The sequence below is a fragment of the Fervidicola ferrireducens genome (assembly GCF_001562425.1).
In the GTDB taxonomy this organism is placed as follows: domain Bacteria; phylum Bacillota; class Thermosediminibacteria; order Thermosediminibacterales; family Thermosediminibacteraceae; genus Fervidicola; species Fervidicola ferrireducens.
On sequence record NZ_LOED01000011.1, the window covers coordinates 47,315 to 65,620 of the forward strand.

The 18,306-nt window shown below is 47.9% G+C and carries 20 protein-coding genes; 19 read left to right on the forward strand and 1 reads right to left on the reverse strand.

Annotated elements, in window-relative coordinates; translation table 11 throughout:
* Positions 1–64: 64 nt before the first annotated feature.
* Entirely contained in the window at positions 65–622 is a 558-nt protein-coding gene (locus AN618_RS05740; RefSeq protein WP_066353069.1) for a biotin transporter BioY, read from the reverse strand.
* Between the two features lie 192 nt (positions 623–814).
* On the opposite strand from AN618_RS05740, the gene copZ reads away from it, so the two are divergent.
* From copZ to AN618_RS05835, 19 genes are all read left to right on the forward strand, one after another.
* Entirely contained in the window at positions 815–1,024 is a 210-nt protein-coding gene (gene copZ, locus AN618_RS05745) for a copper chaperone CopZ (RefSeq protein WP_066353070.1), read from the forward strand.
* Positions 1,025–1,159: 135 nt separating this feature from the next.
* On the forward strand, positions 1,160–1,543 hold the full coding sequence (locus AN618_RS05750; RefSeq protein ID WP_066353072.1) for a NusG domain II-containing protein: 384 nt from the start codon (positions 1,160–1,162) through the stop codon (positions 1,541–1,543).
* A 23-nt stretch (positions 1,544–1,566) separates the two neighbouring features.
* Complete coding sequence (locus AN618_RS05755; RefSeq protein ID WP_066353073.1) at positions 1,567–2,097, forward strand: Gx transporter family protein; 531 nt, start codon at positions 1,567–1,569, stop codon at positions 2,095–2,097.
* Positions 2,098–2,104: 7 nt separating this feature from the next.
* Positions 2,105–2,695 carry a Maf family protein gene (locus AN618_RS05760; RefSeq protein WP_066353074.1) on the forward strand — a complete coding sequence of 197 codons (591 nt, stop codon included), beginning with the start codon at positions 2,105–2,107 and terminating at the stop codon, positions 2,693–2,695.
* A gap of 15 nt (positions 2,696–2,710) precedes the next feature.
* Positions 2,711–3,403, forward strand: a complete 693-nt coding sequence (gene radC / locus AN618_RS05765) for a RadC family protein (protein ID WP_083515078.1) — start codon at positions 2,711–2,713, stop codon at positions 3,401–3,403.
* 41 nt (positions 3,404–3,444) lie between these two features.
* The gene (locus AN618_RS05770; protein WP_066353075.1) at positions 3,445–4,479 is read left to right on the forward strand and encodes a rod shape-determining protein; all 1,035 of its coding nucleotides are present in this window, start codon (positions 3,445–3,447) and stop codon (positions 4,477–4,479) included.
* 15 nt (positions 4,480–4,494) lie between these two features.
* Positions 4,495–5,343: a rod shape-determining protein MreC gene (mreC, locus tag AN618_RS05775; protein WP_066353079.1), complete on the forward strand. Its 849-nt coding sequence runs from the start codon at positions 4,495–4,497 to the stop codon at positions 5,341–5,343.
* Positions 5,336–5,848 (forward strand): rod shape-determining protein MreD, encoded by a 513-nt coding sequence (mreD, locus tag AN618_RS05780; RefSeq protein ID WP_187694889.1) that lies wholly within the window; start codon positions 5,336–5,338, stop codon positions 5,846–5,848. Before mreC ends, mreD begins: the two co-directional genes overlap by 8 nt.
* An 18-nt stretch (positions 5,849–5,866) precedes the next feature.
* Positions 5,867–7,957 carry a penicillin-binding protein 2 gene (gene mrdA / locus AN618_RS05785; protein WP_066353084.1) on the forward strand — a complete coding sequence of 697 codons (2,091 nt, stop codon included), beginning with the start codon at positions 5,867–5,869 and terminating at the stop codon, positions 7,955–7,957.
* Positions 7,958–8,024: 67 nt separating this feature from the next.
* Entirely contained in the window at positions 8,025–8,666 is a 642-nt protein-coding gene (gene minC / locus AN618_RS05790) for a septum site-determining protein MinC (protein ID WP_245628420.1), read from the forward strand.
* Between the two features lie 31 nt (positions 8,667–8,697).
* Positions 8,698–9,504: a septum site-determining protein MinD gene (minD, locus tag AN618_RS05795; protein ID WP_066353086.1), complete on the forward strand. Its 807-nt coding sequence runs from the start codon at positions 8,698–8,700 to the stop codon at positions 9,502–9,504.
* A 14-nt stretch (positions 9,505–9,518) separates the two neighbouring features.
* A complete protein-coding gene (minE, locus tag AN618_RS05800) occupies positions 9,519–9,800 on the forward strand; it encodes a cell division topological specificity factor MinE (protein ID WP_066353087.1) in 282 nt (93 codons plus the stop codon).
* Between the two features lie 23 nt (positions 9,801–9,823).
* On the forward strand, positions 9,824–11,587 hold the full coding sequence (locus AN618_RS05805; RefSeq protein ID WP_066353088.1) for a cell division protein FtsA: 1,764 nt from the start codon (positions 9,824–9,826) through the stop codon (positions 11,585–11,587).
* 76 nt (positions 11,588–11,663) lie between these two features.
* Complete coding sequence (rodA, locus tag AN618_RS05810) at positions 11,664–12,758, forward strand: rod shape-determining protein RodA (RefSeq protein WP_066353090.1); 1,095 nt, start codon at positions 11,664–11,666, stop codon at positions 12,756–12,758.
* 103 nt (positions 12,759–12,861) lie between these two features.
* The gene (locus tag AN618_RS05815) at positions 12,862–13,563 is read left to right on the forward strand and encodes a M23 family metallopeptidase (protein ID WP_066353094.1); all 702 of its coding nucleotides are present in this window, start codon (positions 12,862–12,864) and stop codon (positions 13,561–13,563) included.
* Between the two features lie 10 nt (positions 13,564–13,573).
* Entirely contained in the window at positions 13,574–14,440 is an 867-nt protein-coding gene (locus AN618_RS05820; RefSeq protein WP_066353097.1) for a site-2 protease family protein, read from the forward strand.
* A gap of 27 nt (positions 14,441–14,467) precedes the next feature.
* Positions 14,468–16,333 (forward strand): TIGR03960 family B12-binding radical SAM protein, encoded by a 1,866-nt coding sequence (locus AN618_RS05825; RefSeq protein ID WP_157081639.1) that lies wholly within the window; start codon positions 14,468–14,470, stop codon positions 16,331–16,333.
* Positions 16,311–16,982 carry a TIGR03936 family radical SAM-associated protein gene (locus AN618_RS05830; protein WP_066353100.1) on the forward strand — a complete coding sequence of 224 codons (672 nt, stop codon included), beginning with the start codon at positions 16,311–16,313 and terminating at the stop codon, positions 16,980–16,982. Before AN618_RS05825 ends, AN618_RS05830 begins: the two co-directional genes overlap by 23 nt.
* A 24-nt stretch (positions 16,983–17,006) precedes the next feature.
* Complete coding sequence (locus tag AN618_RS05835; protein WP_066353101.1) at positions 17,007–18,242, forward strand: Rne/Rng family ribonuclease; 1,236 nt, start codon at positions 17,007–17,009, stop codon at positions 18,240–18,242.
* Positions 18,243–18,306 lie beyond the last annotated feature (64 nt).

Genomic DNA, 18,306 nt, shown 5'->3' on the forward strand with positions numbered 1-18,306 from the left:
AGTTAGCTAGATGCGTTGTCAAACAAAAAAAGAGAACCTGCTTGGAAGGTTCTCGAATAGTTCGCTAATTATTCAAAAACCTTTGAAAGAGATTATTTTTTCTCAAAGAAAAGGCGATGAGAGATACAAGCACTGCTTTTGCAATGTCGCCGGGGATAAAAGGCAGCATCCCCGCGGTTATAGCGGCAATCATATCCATACCGGTTACGAATGCAAGGTACGAAGTGCCCACGGCGTCGACAAGGACAATGCCTCCCAATATATTAGAAAGTAACAGCTTCGTCAAAGTTGGATTTCCTTTTTTGAGCAAAGAAGCTATTATATATGCCGCAAAAGGCCAGCTCATTATATACCCGCCGGTAGGACCTAGCAGTACTCCAAACCCGGCAGGACCCGGGGCGAAAAATGGCAACCCGGCAACTCTCATAAGTATATACACCAGCATGCTTAAAAAAGCAGTTTTAGGTGGTAAAAGGCTTCCTGCCAGCATGACAGCCAGCGTCTGCAATGTTATGGGAACGGGACTGAAAGGGAGGGGAATTCGTATGTAGCTGAAGACCGCCGTGAGCGCGGCAAAGAGAGAGCAAAGGACCATATCCGCTGCCGAAAGTCCTTTATTCATAGAGTTCTTAACTCCTTTCTCCGGTATTTTTAAGGATATTTTAATATATGCTACAGAAAATGTCAACCTAAATGAAAGTAATAGTTGACATATTGTATTGTATAATTGATTATGTAATCCCTGTTAGAAATAATTAAAATAAGGTAAAATAAAAAGAGGGTTTCTAAAGAAAACTCAAAGGGGGAATTGAAAATGTTGGATATAACTTTGAAGGTTTCGGGCATGTCCTGCATGCACTGCAAACACGCCGTCGAATCGGCGGTGAAGGCCCTGCCCGGAATAGAGAAAGTGGAGGCTAAGGTTGAGGAAGGAAAAGTGGAAGTTTCCTTTGATCCTTCAAAAGTTTCCCTTGAACAAATTACGTCCGCCATCGAGGATGCGGGGTACGATGTGGAAAGGTAATTGACGGTTCGGATTTTATGCTCCTTTCGGGGCATAAAATCTTTTTTTATTGCTTTAAAACTAGGGGTATTTTCCACTTGTCTTGCTCCGAATAAATATGGTACACTATAAATAATGTGAAGGAAGGCGGTATTTATGCTGACCAAAGGCGATAAGATTTTAATTGCAACGGTACTTTTGTTAGCCTTTGCAATTTTTACGGGATTTCAAATTTACGGCTTCACTGGCGGGAAAACCTATGCTGTTATAGAAATAAATGGAAAAGAATATCAAAAGATTACTCTTGGAAAAGATGGCCCGAAAATGCAATTGAAGGTACCGGGAGTTATCGGTGACGTTGTGCTTGAAATTGACAGGGACAGGGTTAGGGTGGTATCTTCGGACTGCCCTGACAAGGATTGCATTCGGCAGGGTTGGGTGTCCCGTCCGGGACAAACGCTGGTGTGCCTTCCCAATAGAGTCGTTGTAAAGATAGAAAACCGGGAATCCACGAGCGACTTGGATGGCGTGAGCTTTTAAGCATTATTTAGAGGATGATGTTTATGGCTAAAACCAAAAAAATAGTATATCTGTCGTTGCTGGTAGCCGGAGGAGTTGCCCTCCACATGGTAGAGAGCATGATACCGGTACCGTTTCCCGTGCCCGGCGCAAAGCTCGGCCTTGCCAACATTATTTCTCTGCTGGCGATAGTTCTTTACGGAACTAGAGAAGGGTTGGAGGTAAATATCTTGCGGTGCTTCATAGGTTCGTTTTTGGGAGGTTCGATGTCAAGCCTGATTTACAGCCTTTCGGGAGCAGTATCAAGTACTCTGGTAATGGGAATAGCCGTTAAGTACTTTGAAAATGTCTTCAGCCTCGTCGGCGTGAGCATATTAGGGAGCGTAACCCATAATTTTGCCCAGGTGACTGTGGCAAGCGTCATCCTTTCCACCTTCGGACTATATTCCTACCTGCCTTTTTTAATGGTGGTGGGACTTTTCACGGGGGTCTTCACCGGGCTTGCGGCAAATTTTGCAAAGGACAAGCTTTCCGGAAGTCTCGGCCTTATGGAAACGGTTGACAGGAGGAGATGAGTCGCAGGTGTGCAGTAACTTTCGTCCGAGGTTGATTTTGGCTTCGGCTTCTCCAAGAAGGCAAAAGCTTTTAAAACAGATTGGGCTCGATTTTGAAATCATCCCGAGTTCCATCGATGAAACAGTGCCGCCCGGGGTTGCACCGGATGTAGCAGCGGTGAAACTGGCCGAAAATAAAGCTATCGATGTGGCGCGTCGCCTGAAGGATGGCATAGTAATAGCCGCCGATACCGTGGTCGCTTTGGACGATAGCATTTTGGGAAAGCCGAAGGATGAGGAGGAAGCAAGGAAGATGCTCGAAAGACTCAGCGGCAGGTGGCACCGGGTTTTTACGGGCATCGCGGTGATCGACAGTTCGTCCTCAAAAAAAGTTACGGACTATGAAGAGAGCCGGGTGAAGTTTAAAAACCTTTCTTCGGTTGAAATAGAAAATTATATAAGAACCGGCGAACCCATGGATAAAGCAGGGGCTTACGGAATTCAAGGAAAAGGGGCATTGCTTGTAGAGAAGATAGAAGGGTGCTATTATAATATCGTGGGACTGCCGCTTTTCAGGTTGAGCCTTGTACTTTCGCATTTTGGCGTGAAAATTCTTTGACCGGGAGGAATTTTCGTGTCATCTTTGAAGATAAAGGACCTGCCCCGAGAGGTAAGGCCGCGGGAACGCATGCAAAAATACGGGGCCGCTGCCTTGAGCGATGCGGAACTTCTTGCCCTCCTGATAAGGACCGGCACCAGAGCCGAATCGGCCTTGGTGCTGGCTCAAAGGGTTTTAAAGGGCGACGGCGGAAAAGCTGGGCTGGAATTTGTGGCCGGAGCCAGCATCGAGGAGCTGTCGAAAATTAAGGGAATCGGCCTTGCAAAAGCAGTGCAGATTAAAGCGGCCGTCGAATTGGGGCGCAGGATTTCATCCTGTTTCAGGGAGGATGATATAGTAATATCCTCACCGGCTGACGTGAAAAAATTATTAATGGAAGAGATGCGTTTTTTAGATAGGGAGCATTTCAAAATAGTCCTGCTCAATGTGAAAAACCGCGTCATATCGGTGGAAAATATTTCGATAGGCAGTCTTAATTCATCTATCGTTCACCCGAGAGAAGTGTTCAAGCCTGCCATAAAAAGGAGCAGTGCGGCCGTTATATTGGTCCACAACCATCCTAGCGGAGATCCCACGCCGAGCAGGGAAGATGTGGAAATAACTCGCCGGCTGGTGGAGGCGGGCAGAATCCTCGGGATAGACGTGTTGGACCACATAATTTTCGGCAACCCGGATTACCTTAGTTTCAAAGAAAAGGGGCTTCTTTAAAAAAGAAAAATTCAACCAAAAGTGGAAAGGAGTAGCAGTACATGTTTGGACTTTTCAAAGCTCTTTCGAAAGATATAGGAATAGACCTTGGCACGGCCAACACGCTCGTGCATGTGAAGGGAAAAGGGATAGTGCTTAGAGAGCCGTCGGTGGTTGCTATTCAGCGGGATACGGGAGCCATTTTAGCGGTGGGCGAAGAGGCAAAACACATGATAGGTAGAACCCCCGGAAACATAGTGGCCATACGCCCGCTGAAAGACGGCGTAATTGCTGATTTCGATATAACCCAGGCAATGTTGAAGCATTTCATCTCGAAAGCCTTAAAGACGAGGAGCTTCGTGAAACCCCGCGTGGTAGTCGGTATACCTTCCGGTGTTACCGAAGTGGAAAAGAGGGCCGTCATAGACGCAACGCTGCAGGCAGGAGCCCGGGAAGCATATCTCATCGAAGAACCCATGGCGGCGGCCATAGGAGCGGGGCTCGAGGTGCAGGAGCCCACAGGCAATATGGTAGTGGACATCGGCGGCGGCACTACGGAAGTTGCCATCATATCCCTTGGAGGCATTGTGACCAGCAAGTCCATCCGTGTGGGCGGAGACGAGATGGATGAAGCAATAGTAAACTACATCAAAAAAGAATACAACCTCATGATAGGTGAGCGAACCGCGGAAGAAATCAAAATAACAATTGGGTCTGCTTTTCCCAAACCCAAAGAAGAGACCATGGAGGTAAGGGGAAGAGACCTGGTGACGGGCCTTCCAAAGACGATAAAGGTGAACTCCGAGGAGATAAGGGAGGCCCTGGCGGAACCAGTAAACAGCATTTTGGACGCGATAAAGGTCACGCTTGAAAAAAGTCCTCCCGAACTTGCCGCGGATATAATGGACCGAGGAATCGTCATGACGGGCGGCGGTGCGCTGCTTTACGGCCTTGACAAGCTGGTAAACCACGAAACGGGAATGCCGGTTCATATTGCCGAAAATCCCATGGACTGTGTGGCGCTAGGAACGGGAAAAGCCCTTGAGGAACTGGACCTTTTAAAGCGCGTGCAGGTCTTATCGAAAAAAGTTGTTTAAAGGGTGTGGTGCTTTTTGCTGCACCTTAGGAGATATAAAAAAGCTTTTTTTCTGATATTGATAGTGGTTGCCCTGAGCTTTGCAGTAAATGCTACGGTGCACAACAGGTCTTTATTCGGTGTGCTGGAGCATCCCGTGATTTTCGTGGTGAAACCCGTTCATGAAGCTTTTTCATGGATATCTCACAGGGTGAGGGAAACCGTGACTTCGGTTTCCCAGCTGTTTTACCTTAAAAGGGAAAACGAGGCTTTAAAGGAAGAGCTACAAGAGCTTTTGGAATACAAACACAAATTTCTGGAATACAGCGCAGAAAATGCAAGGCTTCGAAGGATGCTGGAATTCAGGGAAAAAAATTCTCAGTACGATATGGTGGCTGCTGAAGTAATAGGTAGGGACCCCGGCAACTGGTTTAACGTAATAATCATCGATAAAGGGAGGAAAAACGGTGTAACGGAAAATATGGCCGTCGTTACCGAAAGGGGCCTGGTAGGATACACGATGGACGTGGGGGATGATTGGGCTAAGGTGCTCATGCTTTTGGACAACAGAATGTCGGTGAGCGCGATGATACAGAGGACAAGGGATAACGGCATTCTCAAGGGCAATATCGCACCGGCTCCGCCCGGGTGCGCCAAAATGGTTTTTTTGCCGGCCGACGCCCGCATCGTGAAAGGGGATGTGGTCATATCCTCTGGTTTGGGAGGCATAGTGCCCAAGGGTATATTGATAGGAGAAGTAGTGGAAGTAAAAAAAGAATCGGATAATTTGACCCAGTACGCAATCGTAAAGCCGGCGGTGGATTTTCAAAAGTTGGAAGAAGTTTTCGTCATCAAAGGGCAAAGGGCCGTGCCGGGGGGTGAATAGCGGCTTGAGAGTACTTGCCTATTTCGCGATAGCTGTTTTGCTGATGGCAGCCCAGTCCACCCTGGGGGTGCTTTTTCAAATCGGCACCATTAAACCCGATTTCGTACTGGTATTGGTGCTTTGCGTGGCGTTAATTAAGGGAGAGAATGCGGGAGCCGTATACGGCCTTACAATAGGACTTCTCGAGGATATAGTTTACGGAAATTTTCTCGGATTTAACGCACTGATAAAGTTCCTGACCGGTTATGTGGTAGGTTACGGAACGAGAGATTTATTTAAAGGTCCCGTGGCGTTGACCATGGGCTTTGTTTTCGTTGGGACGCTGCTTTACAATCTGATATTTTTGGTAGCGTGCTGGGTTTTCGTCCCCGGGTACACCACCGGCCTTTTGGTGCCGAAAGCGGTATCTTCGGCCTTTTATAACGCGCTGATAGCTCCTTTTATGTACGCGGCTGTTATGAGGTTGGAAAAATTTCTGAATTTTTATTTTGAGACGAAATATTAAATCCAGGGGAGAATTGCCGTGGATGTTAAGAAAATGGAGAAAAGGTTGCACATATTCACGTGGGTTGCGGTGGGAGTTTTCCTTTTTCTAAGCATAGGCCTGTTCATGCTCCAGATAGTCCACGGTGTTGAGTACGAAAAACTCGCTCAGGAAAATAGAATCAGGATAGTGCCTGTCACGGCGCCGAGAGGAGTTTTTAAAGACAGAAACGGGAATGAACTGGTTAACAGCAAACCGAGCTATACTGTTTCTTACATGAACGTAAATTCAACCCCTGAAGAACAGGAAAGGGTATTCAAAGTATTGAGTGAGATTTTAAACATCCCCGAAATCACCCATGTGGTAAAAGAAAAGTACACTGTGGGTGAAAATGGAGAAATAGTTTTGGAAAAGCTCCCGCTGCATGACGTAAACGGCGACGGAAAGGTGGATGCGGGCGACATTGAAGTGATTGACGAAAGAACACAGAAAGGCGTCGGCATAAAGAGCATCGAGGTCTCCACCGGCAAGGTAATTCTCGATGCCCCTAAAGATGCGACGGTGCTCGTTTCATACTCTTATCACACCCTGAAGAATAAAATAAGGGACCTGGGATATAAAAAGTACATGCCGGTCAGGCTGAAGACCAACGTAGACATGGAGACGGTGGCCAAAATCGAGGAAAGACGGCTTCCTGGCGTTTATATCGAAGTGGAACCTATAAGGAATTACATCTACGGAAGTCTGGCAGCCCACGTCTTCGGTTACGTGGGAGAAATAAATCAGGAAGAGCTGAAAGCCCTCAGGGATAAGGGGTACCGGCCCGGGGATCTGGTGGGCAAGATGGGGCTGGAAAAGGTATTGGAGCCGTATTTAAAAGGCGAGGATGGGGGCCGGCAGGTGGAGGTAACGGCGACGGGAAAACCCATACGCACCCTCGGAGAAAAACCGGCGACTCCGGGGGCCACGGTTAATCTCACCATCGACCTGAAACTGCAGCAAGTGGCGGAAAAGGCTCTGGAGGAACAGCTTAAAAAGCTTCAGACGAACAAAAGAAATCCACTGCCCAACGCCAAAAGAGGGGCCGTTGTGGTATTGAATGTCAAAACGGGAGAAGTGCTGGCCATGGCCAGCTACCCCAGCTTTGACCCCAACATGTTTGCTAGGGGGATAACCCAGAAGGAGTGGGAAAGCCTGGCCAACAACCCCTTGAGGCCCATGTTAAATATAGCTATATCGGAAGTATACCCGCCCGGTTCGGTTTTTAAAATGGTCACGGCCACAGCAGCGTTGGAGGAAAAGGTGACCGATGAAAATGAGAAGATTCGCGACCGGGGAGTATACTGGACGATAGCGCCGAAAAAAGACTGGAAACCCGGAGGGCACGGCATCGTCGACATGGTAAAGGCCATTGCCGAATCCTGCAACATTTATTTTTACGAAATGGGAAGGAGGCTCGGCATCGATACCATAGAAAAATACGCGAGAATGTACGGCTTGGGGAAACCGACCGGCATAGAACTTCCCGGTGAAAAAGCGGGAAACGTGGCAAGCAGGGAATACAAGCAAAAGGTCTTCAATAGAGCCGAGGACAAGATATGGTATCCTGCCGAAACCCTGGATGCGGCGATAGGTCAGGGTTACCACCAGTACACGCCCCTTCAAATAGCGACTTATATTTCTGCCATTGCCAATGAGGGTTACTGGATGAAGCCATACCTTGTGAAAAGCATTGTGGACTCAAAAGGAAATGTGATTTATGAGAGGAAACCCGAGGTTGCGGGTAAAGTTCAGGTGTCGAAGAAGACTTTTGAAATCATAAAAAGGGGTATGAGGGGGGTCGTGCTGCCGGGAGGGACGGCTTACTCGGTTTTTGCTGATTTCCCCGTTGCTATCGGAGCGAAAACTGGAACAGCCCAGTGGGATGTAAAAAAGACGCCTCACGGCTGGTTTGTGGCTTTCGCACCTTTTGAGGACCCCGAGGTGGCTGTTGTGGTATTCATAGAGCAGGCCGGGTCTGGGGGAACCACGGGGGGTCCCGTGGCTAAGGCCGTATTGAGTGCCTATTTTAATCTGGATTTGGAAGATGACGGTGAAAAAGAGACGGCACATCAGGAAGTTGGGGAATGAACCAGAATCTGTAAGATTCTGGTTTTTTTGTTTTAACAAGCAGGAATTGGCTTTTTTTTGAAGAATATTGATAAAAGACGAAGCTGCGGAGGGAACTTCGATGAGTCAAAAGATGGTGGTAATAAAAGGTACAAGAGATGGAATTTCAATAATATTGCGCCGCCGTTCGGATTTTGAAACCATAAGGAATACCATCCTTGAAAAACTCCAAAAGGGAGGCGACTTTTTCAAAGGTGGCGAGGCGCGCCTGTTAGTCAAAGAAGGGCACATAAGCCAGGAAGAGATGGAACAGCTGGAAACGATGTTGAAGGAATACGGCTTAAATCTTAAGAAAGACCATCCGCTTTATACCATTCCTTTTCCGACTCCCCCGCTGCCAGAAACCCTAATTTTGAAAAAAACCCTGCGCTCGGGACAGAGGATTTCGTATGGCGGCAATGTGGTCGTAATAGGCGACGTAAATCCGGGAAGCGAAGTAATAGCAAAAGGGGATATCCTGGTTTTCGGGGCGCTGCGGGGTATGGCCCATGCAGGAGCGGAAGGAGATGCAAACTCGATAGTAGCGGCGTACAGGTTGCAGCCTACTCAGCTCAGGATAGCCGGCGTGATTGCAAGGCCACCGGAGGGGAAAAGTGCCGTTCCCCAGGTGCCGGAAGTGGCCCGTTTGAAAGACGGTGTCATAGTTATCGAACCCTATTATTTACATTAAAGACGGTTTATGATTGACAGGAGGGGAAGCAATGGGTCAGGTAATTGTAATTACTTCTGGGAAAGGAGGCGTGGGGAAAACCACCACGACTGCCAACATAGGGACGGGTCTTGCTCTTTTAAAGCACAGGAAGGTAGTGATGATCGATGCTGACATTGGACTTAGGAATCTGGATGTGGTTATGGGATTGGAAAACCGCATCGTGTACGATCTCGTCGATGTGGTACAAGGTGTGTGCAGGCTAAAACAGGCTCTCATAAGAGACAAGCGCTTTGAAAACCTCTACCTTTTGCCTGCTGCCCAGACGAAGGACAAAACGGCGGTTTCGCCGGAGCAGATGAAAAATTTGTGCGACCAACTGAAGGAAGAATTCGATTATGTGCTGGTGGATTGTCCTGCAGGTATTGAGCAAGGTTTTAAAAATGCAATAGCCGGGGCGGAGAAAGCCATTATAGTTACGACGCCGGAAGTCTCTGCCGTTCGCGACGCCGACAGAGTCATAGGACTTCTTGAGGCTGCAGGCTTTGAAGAACCTCAGCTGATAATTAACCGCATAAGGCCCGATATGGTAAAACGCGGCGACATGATGGATATTGACGACATCATAGATATACTCGCTATCGACCTTTTGGGAGTCATTCCCGAAGACGAGAGGATCGTGATTTCCACCAACCGGGGTGAGCCCGCAGTGGCAGACGAAAGTTCGAAAGCTGGGCAAGCCTACAGGAATGTAACCCGCCGGTTGGAAGGGGAAAACGTACCCCTAATGTCCCTGGATGTGGAGCCTACTTTAATGGAAAGGATTAAAATGCTTTTCGGCCTTAGGGCGAGAAAATAAAGGGGGCATGAGCGATGGATTTTCTGAGACTTTTTGGTCGGGATGATGTTTCGAGTAAAGATATAGCAAAAGAAAGATTAAGACTCATCCTGGTGCATGACAGGGCCAACGTTTCACCGCAATTCCTCGAAATGATAAAGAGCCAGATAATCAACATTATTTCGGACTACGTCGATATAGAAGAAGAAGGGCTGGAAATAAAGCTGACGAGAATGAAAAAGGACGAAGATGCGACCGTGCCCGCTTTGGTTGCCAACATACCCATAAAGAGGATAAAGCACGTTGCCCGCGCTTAAAAAAGGAGGAAATCTTTTCGTAAATGAGTGGAGAAGTTTTTGCCCTCGATATAGGGACGAGGACCATAGTCGGGCTCGTTCTGTGCAAAAGCGGGAGAGAATTTTCAATAAAGGACTACGAAGTTTTGGAGCACGAAACGAGAGCGATGTACGACGGACAGGTGCATGACGTGGAACTTGTGGCCGATGGCGTTCGGCGGTTAAAAGAATCGCTAGAGAGCAGGTTGGGTTACGAATTGAAAAAGGCGGCGGTGGCTGCAGCCGGGAGGACCCTGGCTACGATAGAAACCAGGGCTGAAAAAAGGCTCTCTCCTTATAGGGAAGTAGACGGAGACGATATAAGAAGCCTGACGGTTGAGGCTTTGGAAAAGGCTATTGAAGCGGTTTCGGGGAAAAGCGCTAAAGAAGGATTCCTTGAGTATCATTGCGTGGGATACAGCGTGGTCAGATGGTACTTAGAAGGTGAACCGATAGAAAATCTCGTGGGTCAGAAAGGGAGGAGCGCCGCCGTAGACATCGTGGCAACCTTCCTTCCGCGTTCGGTGGTCGAAGGCCTCATTTCCGTTTTGAAAAGGTGCGGCTTGGAATTGGAAAGCATAACTTTGGAGCCCATTGCTGCAAGCAGCATCGCGGTCCCTCCCAGCATGAGGAAGCTCAATATCGCCCTGGTTGATATAGGTGCGGGTACCTCGGACATAGCCATTTCGAAGGACGGGAGCATCTTTGCCTACGGGATGGTTCCTACGGCTGGAGATGAGATAACGGAAAAAATATGCGAAGCATTTCTTTTGGACTTTCAGGAAGGGGAAAGGGTAAAAAGGCAGCTTTTAAACAGTACCTTCGTAGAATTCACGGATGTGTTGGGGATTGAAAGGCGCGTGGAAACGAGGCAAGTAATGGAAGCGATAAAAGATGCGGTGTGGGACCTCTCGGCCCAAATAGCGGGGAAGATTTTAGAGCTCAACGGAAAACCCCCGGCGGCGGTAATCTGCATAGGAGGAGGGAGTTTGCTGCCGGGGCTTCAGGAAGCTATCGCGGCAAACCTGGAGATTCCAAAAGAAAGGGTAGGGGTGAAGAACCTAAAGTCCATAAACTTTATCAAAGGTGGTGGGGCCGACTTATCGGGACCTTTTGCCATAACGCCTGTGGGGATAGGGGTCAATGCGATAGAAGGGACGACCCTTTCCTTCCTCAGGGTTTGGGTAAACGGCGAAATGGTTCACGTGCTGGGTAAGGACGAACCCACCGTTTTTCAGGTTTTAATGCAGGCCGGATATCCTTCCTCTCGAATTTTGGGCCTCCCCGGTCCTGCTCTGACTTTCGAACTCAACGGAAAATTAAAGGTGGTGCCGGGAAAACTCGGGGTGCCCGCTGCAATTAGGGTGGACGGGCGTGCAGCGGGCCTCGATGATCGAGTAAAAGACGGTGCGAGAATAGAAATCGAAGAAGCAAAGCCCGGGGCACCCGGCAGGGCGCGGATAAAGGATTTTATAAAAGATGAAGACAGGATTTTTATATTCGTCAACGGCAGAAAAATTCCGGTAGAACCGCGCGTATTCATCAATGGCAAAAGTGCCGGTTACGACGATGAGATACCCCCCGATTCGTCGGTGGAAATAAGAAAGCCCGACCTCATCGTGAACGATATTTTTAATATAATAGATTTCGATTTAGAGGGATTCAGGGGCTACCTGGACATAAAGGTAAACGGCATGCCGGCAACTTTGACCACTGCTCTTGAAAACGGGGATTCGGTGGAGCTCTCGTGGAAAAATATACATGGCTAACCGGATGGCGGATGGCTTTCAAGGGTGGTTTAAGATATGGTATAATGGATAGTGGATTCTCTGGGGGAGGCTCGCTATGGATCCGAGGCTTTTAAAAAATCTGGACTACAGGATTATAATAGTAATAACGATGCTGGCAGCACTCAGCATATTGACCATCAGCAGCGCCACCCATGTGACTGCCCCCGGGGGAAGTTTCCATTATACCAAAATGCAATTCATATGGTTTCTCCTGGGACTCGTGGTGATGGCGTCTTTTATAGTGGTGGATTACCATACTATCGCAATGTTTTCCAACGCCATATATGTGGTCAATGTGGCCCTGCTCGTAATTGTGCTGTTTCTGGGAAGAACGACGATGGGCGCTCAGCGGTGGATAGACATAGGACCTTTTAGCTTTCAACCTTCCGAATTCAGCAAGCTTGCAGTTATAATTACGCTGGCGAGGTTTTTGGATAAAAAGAAGGTTGTCAGTTTAAAGGATCTAATTCAGGTATTCGTCCACGTCGGAATACCGATGCTGCTCATAGTAAAACAGCCAGACCTGGGGACATCCCTGGTGTTGATAGCGATAATGTTCGGCATGATGTTCGTAGCAGGGGTCAGCACCAAGCTTATATTGGGAACTGTGGCGGCAGGAGTGGCCGCATTCCCGGTATTGTGGCATTTTCTGCACGATTACCAGAAAATGAGGCTTTTGATTTTTATAAATCCCAATCTGGACCCTTTGGGATTCGGATACCACGTGATTCAGTCCAAAATCGCCATTGGTTCCGGCAGATTTTTGGGGAAGGGCCTTTTCAAAGGGACGCAGAACCAGCTGGATTTTATACCGGAGCAGCAGACCGACTTCATTTTTGCTGTGCTAGCGGAAGAACTGGGATTTGTCGGCGGGATGCTTCTTTTATCGCTATTTTTCGCCCTGGTATACCTTACAATACAGATAGCTTTCAAATCGCGGGACAACCTCGGAACTTATATGGCGGCCGGCGTGGCGACGATGTGGATATTTCAGATAATGGTAAACGTGGGCATGACGATGGGACTCATGCCCGTCACGGGGATACCCCTTCCGTTCATGAGTTATGGCGGGAGTTCGTTTTTGATGAACATGATGGCTGTAGGCCTGGTACTGGGAATAGGGATGCGAAGACAGAAGATTCTTTTTTGATGGCCGGGGAAATTTTTCCCCGGCCTTTTGTCTTTGTTTATGTAATAAACGAGCCTCGCCGGCCATAGATATATATCGAAGATTCATTCGGGAGGGGAAACCGATGTGGTGGCGGAGAGAACCCGATCCGTATTCCCAATATTATGCGAGTTCGGATGAAAGGAGCATAAACCGCTTTGTGAACCTTCAAAAGGTGATGATTGCTCTTGCCATACTGTGCGTTATGCTTTTTCTAAAAAAAATTGATTTACCGCAGACCTCCGCAATAATTACAAGGGTTCATCGGGCGATAACTTACGAAATGGACCTTGCAAAGTTTTTGGACGGAATAAAAAACCAGAAATTCATAAGGGATATACCCGCCTTAAAAAGTGTTTTCGAGAAGGAGACTTCTTCTTTGCCTTCGAGAGGATTCATTCCCCCTTTGACCGGGAAGGTAACTTCGGGGTTTGGACGAAGATTTCATCCCCTCCTGAAAGTGGAACGAATGCACAACGGAATTGACATAGAGGAACTCGAGGGAACACCCGTTAAAGCCGCGGCGAGTGGGACGGTGATACAGGCGGCGGAAGATGCGGAGCTCGGCCGGCTGGTAAAAATAAGACACGAGGGCGACGTGGTGACGGTATACGCCCATCTTAAAGACGTCTACGTAAAGACCGGCGACAGAGTATCTCAGGGGCAGATTATAGGAACGGTCGGCAAAACCGGGCTTGCCGAAAATCCTCACCTTCACTTTGAAATATGGGAAAAAGGAATGGCACAAGATCCGGAAAAATGGCTGGAAATTTCCGAAAAGCCTTAGGGGGAGACCTATGGTTTTTTTAATTTACGGAGTGAAGGTAAGACTTCATTTTTTATTTATCGTAATAATAGCCGCGGGTTTTGTGGGAGGGCTTTATGAAGAGGTTATAGCTGCTATGTTGGCCATCCTGGTTCATGAAATTTCTCACGTTTTGGCAGCCCGAACGCTTGGCATAGAAGTGGATGAACTGGAACTTTTGCCTTTCGGTGGGAGGATAAGTATTAAAGGGTTTTACCAATACTCCCGCGAAGGCGAGGTGATCGTTGTCCTCGCAGGGCCTGCGGGAAACTTGTTTTTGGCCGCGGTTTTCATATCTCTGGCCTATCATGGGCTTATACCTTATGATACGGTGCATCTTTTTATAAGGTACCAGCTTACTTTAGGACTTTTCAACCTGTTGCCGGCTCTACCTCTAGATGGTGGGAAGATATTCATGTTGTGGCTGAGTCAGATGGTGAGTTTTATAAAAGCGGTACGCATGGCGGCGAGGGCGGGAAAGGTTTTGGCGTTTTTTTTATGGGCTTTATTTTTGGCTATGGCCGCCAATTCTAGTTTAAGTCCGGTGCTGGTGGTGACGGGAATTTTTCTTTTCTGGGCGGCCGGTGAGGAGGAAAAACAGGCTCCCCTTATGTTTATGAGCTATATGGCACATAAAAAGGAAAATCTAATCGAAAAAGGGCTATTGCCGGTTCAGGCCATAGTAGCTTTTGTCAAAATGCCGGTAAAGCAGGTTCTCTTTCGTTTAAACCCACAGAGTTTTTACCTCGTCTACGTTGTAGACAATAGCTGCAGGCTGAAAAAGTGCTTGACCGAAACGGAAATATTTGACACTATTATAGAAAAAGGATTGGATATAAAGGTGGAAGACCTGTTATAATATAAAAGGCACAAAGCGACGAGGAGGATGCAAGCCTTGGAGATAGAAAATATTCTCGACGAAATTCTGCCAAAAGTTTCGAAACCCACAAGGTACGTAGGCAATGAGTTAAACAGCGTGAAGAAGGACAAAAACGGGATCAAGGTCCATATTGCCCTGGCATTTCCCGACGTATACGAGGTAGGTATGTCCCATCTGGGGCTCAGGATTTTGTACCACCTTTTGAACGAACGAGAAGATGTCTACGCGGAGAGGGTATTTGCGCCGTGGGTTGATATGGAGGATATACTGAGACAAAAGAAAATTCCTCTTTTTAGTCTCGAAAGCAAGACCCCCCTTTCGGAATTCGACATGATCGGTTTTTCCCTGCAGTACGAGATGAGCTACAGCAACGTGGTGAATATGCTGGAGCTTTCGGGGGTCCCTATTTTTTCATCGGAACGTAAGGATGACGACCCAGTAGTGATTGCGGGAGGGCCCTGCGCTTACAACCCGGAGCCCCTTGCCGAAATTATCGACCTTTTCGTCATAGGTGAAGCTGAAGAGTCTATTCTGGAACTGGTGGACCTTTATATAGATTGGAAAGAATGCTCGGCTAAAAGAAGTGAGTTTTTGGAAAGGGCTACCCAAATCCCCGGAATTTACGTTCCGTCCCTTTACCGGGTGACGTACAACGAAGACGGGACAGTGAGGGAGATCTTACCCAGAAAAGAGGGTGTTCCCGAAAGGGTGAAAAAACGCTTTATTGAGGACCTCGATAGCGTATATTATCCCACGAAACTGATTGTCCCTTATACGGACATCGTCCACGACAGGGCGGTGCTGGAAATATTCAGAGGATGTACAAGAGGCTGCCGCTTTTGCCAGGCGGGGATGATATACAGGCCCGTTAGGGAAAAATCGGCGGAAAAATTGGCGGACATTGCCCGGGAAATGATAGATGCCACTGGTTATGAAGAAATTTCGTTAGCTTCGCTTAGCACCAGCGATTACTCGGATTTGAAAAGGCTTGTAGAAATATTAACAGCCGAGTTCAAAGACCGCAGGGTCGGCCTTTCGCTGCCGTCGCTTCGCATCGATTCGTTCACGCTGGATTTGGCCCGCAGGATAATGGAGATTAAAAAAAGCGGGCTTACCTTTGCTCCCGAAGCCGGTACCCAGAGACTTAGAGACGTCATTAACAAGGGCGTTACGGAAGAGGACTTGCTGAACTCGGTGAGGGGAGCTTTTGAGGCCGGCTGGAACTCGGTTAAACTTTATTTCATGATAGGACTTCCGACGGAAACTTACGAGGATTTAGAAGGGATTGTAGACCTTGCTCATGAAGTGGTGGATGTTTACCGCGAGGTAAAAGGGAAGAGCAAAGGACTCAGGGTTACCGTGAGCACCTCTACTTTTGTGCCTAAGCCCTTTACTCCATTTCAGTGGGAGGCACAGATTACTTTAGAAGAGATAAACGAACGCCAGAAATTTTTAAAGAAAAAGCTTAAAAATCCGCATATAATTTACAACTGGCACGATGGCCGGCTGAGTTTCCTGGAGGCGGTGTTTTCAAGAGGAGACCGGCGACTGAATTTAGTGCTCAAGAAAGCCCGCGAAAAGGGGTGCAGGTTTGACGGCTGGAGCGATATGTTTGCTTTTTCAAAGTGGATGGAGGCTTTCAGCGAAGCGGGGTTAGACCCCGGATTTTACGCCAATAGGCCGCGCCCTGAAGGGGAATTTTTCCCCTGGGAGGTCATAGATCCGGGAATAGATAGACACTTCCTTTTGAGGGAGCTGAAGAAAGCGAAGATGGCACAGCCGACCCCCGACTGTCGGTTCGACAGGTGCCACGGGTGCGGGATAATCAAAATAAAAGGCGGGATTCGATGTGAAGTTAAGAATGAGGATTAGAAAAGGCCGGGAGGTAAAATTTATATCCCACCTCGATATGATGAGGGCTCTGGAACGGGCCATGAGAAGGGCCAGGCTCCCCCTAAAATTTACGGAGGGCTTTAACCCCCGGCCTAAGATGAGTTTTACCCCGGCCATGCCGGTCGGGATTACCAGCGATGCGGAATACGTGGACGTGGAATTCACGAAAGAACTTGCTTTGGAAGAAATTTATGACAGCTTGAACTCAACACTGCCACCCGGCATTGCCCTGTTAAAAGTAGGAGATGCCGAAGGCAAACTGCCCCTTTCATCGGTTAACAGGGCGCTTTATACGGTCGTTGTAGGCCTGGGAGGTGCTTCGAGAGAAGCCCTGGAAGAGGCAATCGGAAAAATCCTTTCTTCAACCGAAATAAAAATGGTCAAAAAATCTAAAGGAAAAGAGAAAGAGGTGAATATCGCCTCCGGAATTTACGGGATAAAAATAAACACCGCTGAAAACGACAGGTTCACGCTCAAGATGGAACTTGCCGCCGGGCAGGATGCAAGTGTAACTCCGTTTATGGTGATTGATGCGTTAAGGGAGCACGTCCCTTCTCTTAATGTGCTGTGCGTTAATAAGGACGAGCTGTTTGTTTTCGACAGAGGCAGGAAAATTCTTCCTCTTTAGGTTCCGCAAGGGAGATGAATGTCCATGAAAAAAGAGATAGTTGCTGATGTGGGAAAAGATGAGGTGATGGTGGGGATTTTGGAGGACGGAAAACTGGTGGAATTTTTTGTGGAACGAAGCATAAATGGTCACTTGGCCGGAAATATTTACAAGGGCAAAGTGGCTAACGTCCTTCCGGGTATGCAGGCTGCTTTTGTGGACATAGGCCTGGAAAAGAATGCCTTTTTATATGTGGGCGATGTTAACCTGGAATCGCTGGGTTTTTCCGATGAACATTCGGGTGGGTATGCAGAAAAACTTTCCATACAGGATATATTAAGGCCCGGGCAGGAGATACTGGTGCAGGTAGTAAAAGAGCCCATTGGTTCGAAAGGGGCCAGGGTTTCAACAAATATAACTCTGGCCGGTCGGTACCTGGTCCTTATGCCCAGGCTCGATTATGTAGGGATATCAAGGCGAATAGAAAGAGAGGAGGAAAGGGCCCGTTTAAAAGCTTTGGCCGAGGAATTGCGCCCTTGTCGCATGGGGGTTATTGTGAGAACGGCCGCTGAGAACATTGGAGAAGACGAAATAAAGGCTGAAATGTATTATTTGAAAAGCTTATGGGAAGAGATCCAGAAGAAAGGGCAAACTTCCGGTGCCCCTAGGCTGATTTACAAGGATATGGACCTCATAGAGCGGATAGTGAGGGATGTATTCACGCCCGAGGTGACATGTTTTTACATTAATACAAAAGAAGCTTATGAAAGGGTTGTCGAGATAGTATCGGTAATTGCTCCGGGTTTGCAGGAGAGGGTGAGCCTGTATAACGGCGAAGAAAGTATTTTCCAATATTTCGACATCGCATCGGAAATCGAAAAAGCCCTGCGGCGCAAGGTGTGGCTTAAATCAGGTGGTTACATCGTTATAGACAGGACCGAGGCCCTGACGGCTATAGACGTTAATACCGGGAAATTCACAGGCAATAAGGACCTGGAGGATACCGTTTTGAAGACCAACCTCGAAGCTGCCAGGGAAATAGCAAGGCAGATAAGGTTGCGGGATATCGGGGGGATTATAATTATAGATTTCATAGATATGAATTCGCAGGAACATAGAAAAATGGTCCTCGACACCCTTGAGATGGAACTCAAAAAAGACAGAACCAGGACCCATATTCTCGGGATAACGTCCCTGGGCCTTGTGGAAATGACTAGGAAGAAGGTGAGACAGAGTCTCGATGAAGTTTTAGAGAAATGGGGGAGAGCGAGGGGGCAGTAATCCCCCTCAATTTATTGAGGGGATACACGGACCCCCTCGCTCTAACATTTACAAACGTTTCGCG